Annotated in this window: 7 protein-coding genes; all 7 read right to left on the reverse strand. The window is 66.5% G+C overall.

Annotated features, from left to right (window positions below; genetic code table 11):
* Positions 1–128: 128 nt before the first annotated feature.
* Positions 129–1,325, reverse strand: a complete 1,197-nt coding sequence (gene hutI, locus ACIPK7_RS26145; RefSeq protein WP_401091127.1) for an imidazolonepropionase — start codon at positions 1,323–1,325, stop codon at positions 129–131.
* Positions 1,322–2,854: a histidine ammonia-lyase gene (hutH, locus tag ACIPK7_RS26150; RefSeq protein WP_401091129.1), complete on the reverse strand. Its 1,533-nt coding sequence runs from the start codon at positions 2,852–2,854 to the stop codon at positions 1,322–1,324. Before hutH ends, hutI begins: the two co-directional genes overlap by 4 nt.
* A gap of 49 nt (positions 2,855–2,903) precedes the next feature.
* The gene (locus tag ACIPK7_RS26155) at positions 2,904–3,719 is read right to left on the reverse strand and encodes a glycine betaine/L-proline ABC transporter ATP-binding protein (RefSeq protein ID WP_401091131.1); all 816 of its coding nucleotides are present in this window, start codon (positions 3,717–3,719) and stop codon (positions 2,904–2,906) included.
* On the reverse strand, positions 3,716–4,570 hold the full coding sequence (locus ACIPK7_RS26160; RefSeq protein ID WP_169935865.1) for a proline/glycine betaine ABC transporter permease: 855 nt from the start codon (positions 4,568–4,570) through the stop codon (positions 3,716–3,718). The genes ACIPK7_RS26155 and ACIPK7_RS26160 overlap by 4 nt, the downstream gene beginning before the upstream one ends.
* A 65-nt stretch (positions 4,571–4,635) precedes the next feature.
* The gene (locus ACIPK7_RS26165; protein WP_401091133.1) at positions 4,636–5,607 is read right to left on the reverse strand and encodes an ABC transporter substrate-binding protein; all 972 of its coding nucleotides are present in this window, start codon (positions 5,605–5,607) and stop codon (positions 4,636–4,638) included.
* Between the two features lie 80 nt (positions 5,608–5,687).
* Positions 5,688–7,100: a cytosine permease gene (locus ACIPK7_RS26170; protein WP_192435893.1), complete on the reverse strand. Its 1,413-nt coding sequence runs from the start codon at positions 7,098–7,100 to the stop codon at positions 5,688–5,690.
* 112 nt (positions 7,101–7,212) lie between these two features.
* Positions 7,213–7,346 (reverse strand): hypothetical protein (locus ACIPK7_RS26175; RefSeq protein ID WP_401091137.1); only part of this gene is annotated, 134 nt, incomplete at its 5' end.

The raw sequence follows: 7,346 nt of genomic DNA on the forward strand, positions 1-7,346 counted from the left end.
GCTATCTCCAGTAAGGGCGAGATGTCTGCAATGTCTGTAGGACCGAGGGGGACGCCCAGTCCTTGCTCGCGAACTGGGCTCCGCAGCGGGGCTGTTCGCGAGCAAGCTCGCTCCTACGAAGAGCAGGCTCACAGCTCTTCGCCATGACGAATGACCCGCTTGGGCAAATCGCCGCCGAGCCAGTAGCTCAATTCGGCGGGGCGCTGGATGTCCCAGGCGATGAAGTCGGCGACCTTGCCCGCTTCCAGGCTGCCGTGGCTGTCGGCCATACCCAGTGCGCGCGCGGCGTTGAGGGTGACGCCGGCGAGGGCTTCTTCCGGGGTCAGGCGGAAGGCGGTACAGGCCATGTTCAGCATCAGGCGCAGGGACAGCGCCGGCGAGGTGCCGGGGTTGAGGTCGCTGGCGATGGCGATGTGCACGCCGTGCTTGCGCAGGGCATTCATCGGCGGCAGCTGGGTTTCGCGCAGGACGAAGAAGGCGCCCGGCAGCAGCACGGCGACGGTGCCGGCTTCGGCCATGGCGATGGCGTCGCTCTCGTCCATGAATTCCAGGTGGTCGGCGGACAGCGCGCCATACCGCGCGGCGAGGCTGGAGCCGTGCAGCGAGGACAATTGCTCGGCATGCAGCTTCACCGGCAGGCCCAGGCGCTGAGCAGCCTGAAACACCCGCTCGACCTGCGCCGGGGAGAACGCCAGGTGTTCGCAGAAGGCGTCCACCGCGTCCACCAGTCCTTCGTCAGCAAGCGCCGGGAGGATGTGATTGCAGACCTGCTCGATGTACTCGTCAGCGCGGCCGGTGTATTCCGGCGGCAAGGCGTGGGCGGACAGGCAAGTAGTGCGCACCGTCACCGGCAGCTCCTGCTCCAGACGGCGGGCCACGCGCAACATGCGTCGCTCGCTGTCGAGGTCCAGGCCATAGCCGGACTTCACTTCCAGCACGGTCACGCCATCGGCCAGCAGCGGGCGGGCGCGCTTGATGGCGCTGGCCAGCAGTTCATCCTCGCTGGCCTCGCGGGTGGCGCGCACGGTGCTGGCAATGCCGCCGCCGGCCGCGGCGATCTCGGCATAGCTGACACCGTTCAGGCGCTGCTCGAACTCGCCGCTGCGGTCGCCACCGAAGACCAGGTGAGTGTGGCAGTCGATGAAGCCCGGCGTGACCCAGGCGCCGCCCAGGTCGGTGCTCTGGATCGGGCGCTCGGGCAGTTCGGCGCGCGGGCCGATCCAGCTGATGCGCTCGCCTTCGGTGATGATCGCGGCGTCCTCGATGATCGAGTAGCGGCCGTCCTTCATGGTCGCGGCGTGGCAGTGCTGCCAGAGGTGTTTCATTGCAGCCTCCCGATGCTCGCGCCAACGCTGTGCAGCGCTGCCGGGTCGGCCAGCAGGTCGGCGGCGCGGGCGATATCCGGCGCCAGCCAGCGGTCGCTGTCATAGGCCGGCACCTGTTCGCGCAGCAGGCTCCAGGCGCAGTCGGTGCCAGCACCGAAGCGCTGCGGCTTGAGGAATTCGAAGGCCTGGGCGGCCAGCAGGTATTCGATGGCAAGGATGCGCCGGCTGTTGTCGATGGCGCGGCCGAGCTTGAGCGCGGCGCTGGTGCCCAGGCTCAGGTGGTCTTCCTGCAGGCCGGAGGTGACGAAGTTGTCCACCACCGCCGGTTGTGCCAGCTGGCGATTCTCACCGGCCAGCGAGGCGGCGACGTACTGCACGATCATCATCCCGGAATTGACGCCCGGCTGGCTGACCAGGAAGGCCGGCAGGCCGCTGACCAGCGGGTTGATCAGGCGGTCCAGGCGGCGCTCGGAAACCCCGCCCAGCTCGGCCACGGCAATCGCCAACAGGTCGGCGGCCATGGCCACGGATTCGCCGTGGGGGTTGGCCTGGGACACCACCCGGTAGTCGTCCGGCGTGCCCAGCACCAGCGGGTTGTCGGTAGCGGAGTTGAGTTCGGTCTCGATCTGTTTCGCCGCGTGCTCCAGCTGATCGCGGCAGGCGCCGTGGATCTGCGGCATGGAGCGGATGCTCAGGGCGTCCTGGGTGCGAATGCCCTTGCTGCTCGCGATGACTTCGCTGCCTTCGAGCAGCGCGCGCAGGTTGGCGCCGACCTTCTGCATGCCCGGGTGCGGCTTGAGCGCGATGATCTCGGCGTCGAAGGCGTCGATCTGCCCGCGCAGGGCTTCGAAGCTCATGGCGCCGATCACGTCGGCCCACTGCGCGAGGCGGCTCGCCTCGTCGAGGGCGAGGCAGCTCAGGCCGGTCATGCACGGCGTGCCGTTGACCAGGCAAAGTCCGTCCTTGGCGCCCAGTTGCACCGGCTCCAGGCCTTCGGCGGCCAGGGCGCGGGCAGCGGGAACGACTTCGCCGCGGTAGCTCACCTCCCCGATGCCCAGCAGCGCCACGCCGACGTGGGCCATGTGGGTCAGGTAGCCCACCGAGCCCTGCGCCGGCACACGCGGAGTGATGCCGTGGTTGAGCAGCGCCAGCAGCGCTTCCACCACGCGGCGATGCAGGCCGGATTTGCCGTGGGTGTAGTTGGCGATGGCGGCGGCGATGATCGCGCGGGTCTGTTCGTCCTTGAGCGGCTCGCCCACGCCGCAGGCATGGCTGAGCAGAGTGTTGCGCGACAGCTGCGCCAGTTGCTCGCCCTGCAGCACCACGTTGCACAGCGCGCCAAGGCCGGTGCTGATGCCGTAGGCCCGCTCACCCCGGCTGACGATGCGCTCGACGATGCCGTGGGCGTTGTCGATGCGTGCCCAGGCGGCCGTCGACAGCTGCAGGCGCGCACCCTGGCGCGCCACCGCGACCAGGTCCTGCCAGCGCAGCGGGCCGTTGCCGAAGGTGATGGTGGAAGAGGACGACATGCGGAACTCCTGTAGGCGGGGAAGCCCCCTTCCCCGCCGGCGAATGGTGTTACAGCGCGGCGACGCGGCGCTGGACGAAGCGGTCGACGTACTCGTCGGCGGGCTTGTGCAGGATGTCGGCGGGCGCGCCCACCTGGATCAACTGGCCGTCCTTGAGGATGGCGATGCGGTTGCCGATACGCACGGCTTCATCGAGGTCGTGGGTGATGAAGACGATGGTCTTGTGCAGGGTCTTCTGCAGCTCCAGCAGCTGGTCCTGCATGTCCGCGCGGATCAGCGGGTCGAGGGCGCTGAAGGCTTCGTCCATAAGGATGATGTCGGTGTCCGCGGCCAGTGCGCGGGCCAGGCCGACGCGCTGGCGCATGCCGCCGGAGAGCTGGTGCGGGTAGGACTTCTCGTAGCCCTTCAGGCCCACGGTGGCGATCCAGTGCAGCGCGCGTTCCTGGGACAGCGCCTTGCTCTCGCCACGGATCTTCAGGCCGTAGGCGACGTTGTCGAGCACGCTCTTGTGCGGCAGCAGGCCGAAGCTCTGGAACACCATGCTGATCTTGCGCCGGCGGAAGTTCTCCAGCGCGGCCGAGTCATAGGCGAGCACGTCCTCGCCATCCACCAGGATCTGCCCGCTGGTGGGGTCGATCAGGCGGTTGAAGTGGCGCACCAGGGTCGACTTGCCGGAGCCGGACAGGCCCATGATGACGAAGATTTCCCCGGCCTCGATGGACAGCGAGAGGTCGTTGACGCCGACCACGCAATCGGTGGCGGCCAGTACCTCGGCCTTGCTCTTGCCCTGACGGATCATTGCCAGGGCGGTGTCGGCCTTGGCGCCGAAGATCTTGTAGACGTTCTTGACCTGGATCTTGCTCATTTGCTGGCCTCATGGTGGCGCGAGCGGCCGTAAGCCTGGGTGATGCGATCGATGACCACGGCGAGGATGACGATGGCGAGACCCGCCTCCAGCCCCTTGCCGACGTTGAGCGTCTGGATGCCCACCAGCACGTCTTCGCCCAGGCCACGGGCGCCGATCATCGAGGCGATTACCACCATCGAGAGGGCCATCATGGTGGTCTGGTTGATGCCGGCCATGATGCTCGGCAGCGCCAGCGGCAGCTGCACGCCGAACAGTTGCTGGCGGCGGTTGGCGCCGAAGGCGGTGATGGCTTCCATCACCTCGCGGTCGACCTGGCGAATCCCCAGGTCGGTGAGGCGGATCAACGGCGGCGCGGCGTAGATCACGGTGGCGAAGATCGCCGGCACCTTGCCCAGGCCGAACAGCATCAGCACCGGGATCAGGTACACGAAGCTGGGCATGGTCTGCATGATGTCCAGCATCGGCAGCAGCACGGCGCGGAAGCGATCGCTACGCGCGGCGAGGATGCCCAGCGGGATGCCGATCAGCACCGAGATGATGGTCGCGACCATCATCAGCGCGAGGGTCTGCATCAGCTTGTCCCACAGCCCCACGGCGCCTACCAGGAACAGCAGCCCGACGATCACCACGGTCGGCAGAATGCGCCGGGTGGCGTGCCAGGCGATGCCGGCGACGATGGCCAGCATCAGCCACCAGGGAGTGGCCCGCAGCACGCTCTCCAGGTTGACGATGGCCCACAGCAGGGTGTCGGAGATGTGGCGGAACACGTCGCCGTAGTTGGTAACCAGGGCATCGACCCAACCGTTGACCCAGTCGGCGATGGAGAAAGTGAAGCGTTCGGGAAACATGGCACGTACTCGTCAGGAGTGGGCATCACCGGAAGGAGCCAGGGCTCCTTCCGGGTTCGGCGGCGTCAGAGCGCTGCCTGGACCTTCTTCGCAGCGTCCTCGCTGACCCAGGTGGTCCACACCTCCGGGTGCTCCTTGAGGAAGGCCTTGGCCAGTTGCTCGGAAGTGAGCTTCTCCTTGGCCATCTTCGCCAGGTTCTGGTTCAGCAGGTCGATCGGCAGGTTGACCTTCTCCAGCACGGCCACCAGCTCCGGGGCCTGCTCGTGGAACGCCTTGGACAGGCCGACCTGGATCTTCACGTCCTTGTTCACGCCCGGCTCATCCAGCTTTACCAGGTCGGCCTGGCCCATCAGCGGCGTCGGCGACCAGTAATAGAAGAGAATAGGCTCCTTGCGCTTGTAGCTCGACAGCACGGCGGCATCCAGAGCCGGGCCGGTGCCGGGGCGGAAGTTGGTGTACTTGTCCTCAAGGCCGTACTTCTTCAGCATCTCGGAGTTTTCCAGCTCGCAGGTCCAACCGGCCGGGCAGTTGTAGAAGCGGCCCTTGCCCGGCTCTTCCGGGTCACGGAAGACTTCGGAGTACTGCGCAAGGTCGGTCACGGCCTTCAGGTTCGGCGCCTTGGCTTCGATGTTGCGCGCCTTGTCGCCCTCGATCACGAAGCGTGGCACGTACCAGCCCTCGGTGGCGCCGACGATGGGCGCGCCCACGCCGACTACCTTGTTCGCGGCGGCGGCCTTGTTCCAGGCGTCGCTGCGGCCGACCCACTCTTCACTGAAGATCTGGATATCGTTGTTCGCCAGCGCCTGTTCCATGGTGATGGAGTTACCCGGCAGGCTGTCGGTTTCGCAGCCGTAGCCGTTCTTCAGGATGATCTGCATGAGATCGGTGAGCAGCATGCCGCTCTCCCAGTTCAGCCCGGCAAACTTCACCGGCTTGCCACTCTCGCACCAGCCGGCGGCCTGGGCCGATGCCAGGTTGCCGCCCAGCAGTCCGGCGGAAAGGAACAGGCCCAGCAGCGTCTTCTTGGTGTTGTTCATCTGATGCTCCTAAACGTGAATGAGGTTGGGGCAGTGCAAGGGCCGCGCCTGCTTGTGGCCGCGCGGCCGGGCCGGTCTGTTCAGGTGCGGGCCGGCAGGATCAGCCGGTCCGGTACTGCCCGCGTGACGCGCCGGGCGACCAGGTAATAGAGAACGGCCGGAACCACGAGGCCGATGATCCAGGAGATATCCACGCCACCCAGGGCATCGACCAGCGGGCCGGTGTAGAACTTGGTGGAAATGAACGGCAATTGCACCAGGACGCCGATCACATAGACGCTGATGCCGGGCACGTTCCAGCGGCCGTAGCGGCCATCGGGGTCAGCCAGCGCCGGCACGTCGTAGTGCTCGCGGGTGATGCAGTAGTAATCAACCAGGTTGACCGCGCTCCACGGAGTGAAGAAGGCCAGCAGGAAGAGGATGAAGGACTTGAACGCGCCGAGGAACGAGTGCTGGCCGAGCAGCGCGATCAGGGTCGCGGCGCCGACGATCAGCAGGACGAACACCAGGCGCTGCAAGCGACTCACTTCCAGGTGGCCACGGAAGCCGCTGATCACGGTGGCGATGCACATGAAGCTGCCGTAGGAGTTCAGTGTCGAGATGGTGATCTTGCCGAAAGCGATGCTGAAGTAGAGCAGCGCGGCAACGGCGCCACTGCCGCTCAGGCCGACGACGTAGGCCACTTCATGGCCGGCGAACTGACCGTTGGCCCCGGCGGCGGCGAACACGCCGAAGATCATCGCCACCTGCGCGCCGATCACCGAACCCGCTCCTACGGCGAGGAAGGTCTTCAGCGAGGACGTCTTGCTCGGCAGGTAGCGCGAGTAGTCGGCGACGTAGGGGCCGAAGGCGATCTGCCAGGAGGCCGCCAGGGACACCGCAAGCAGGAAGCTGCTCCAGCTGAAGTGACGAATCTGCAGCAGCGCGCTGACGTCGGTCTGGCTCATCAGGCGGCTGAACAGGTAGACGAAGGCGATCACCCCGATGACGCTGGCGATGCGGCCGATCACATGGATCACCCGATAGCCGAGGACGGTCACCAGTACGATGACGCTGGCGAACATCAGGATGCCGACGCTGTCGCTGACGCCGAACAGCTGGCCCAGCGCCTGGCCGGACAGCACGGTGCCGGTGGCGGTGAAGCCCAGGTACATCAGGCACACCAGCACAATCGGAATAGCCGCGCCATAGACACCGAACTGCACACGGCTGGAGATCATCTGCGGCAGGCCGAGCTTCGGCCCCTGGGCAGCGTGCAGCGCCATGACGCCGCCGCCCAGCAACTGACCGATAAGCAGGCCGATCAGCGACCAGAACACATCGCCGCCCAGCACCACGGCCAGGGCGCCGGTGACGATGGCGGTGATCTGCAGGTTGGCGCCCAGCCACAGGGTGAACTGGCTGTAGAGCTTGCCGTGGCGCTCGGCCTCGGGGATGTAGTTGATCGAACGCACTTCGATCAGGGGTTTGGAGCTATCACTGGCCTGGGACATCGTTATTGTTCTCCCGAAGGGAATTCTTGTCTGTCGATGTACTGCTGCGGTACGGACCGGGCCGCCGCACCACGCCGTGCGGCGGCCCTCTCCCTGGTCCTGGACTGCTGAATTACTTGCCGGTGATCATCGGCAGGTTCAGGCCCTGCTGCTTCGCGCAGTCGATGGCGATCTGGTAGCCAGCGTCGGCGTGACGCATCACGCCGGTGCCTGGGTCGTTGGTCAGCACGCGGGCGATGCGCGCCG

It is taken from the genome of Pseudomonas sp. NPDC086581 (assembly GCF_044746165.1).
Taxonomy (GTDB): domain Bacteria; phylum Pseudomonadota; class Gammaproteobacteria; order Pseudomonadales; family Pseudomonadaceae; genus Pseudomonas.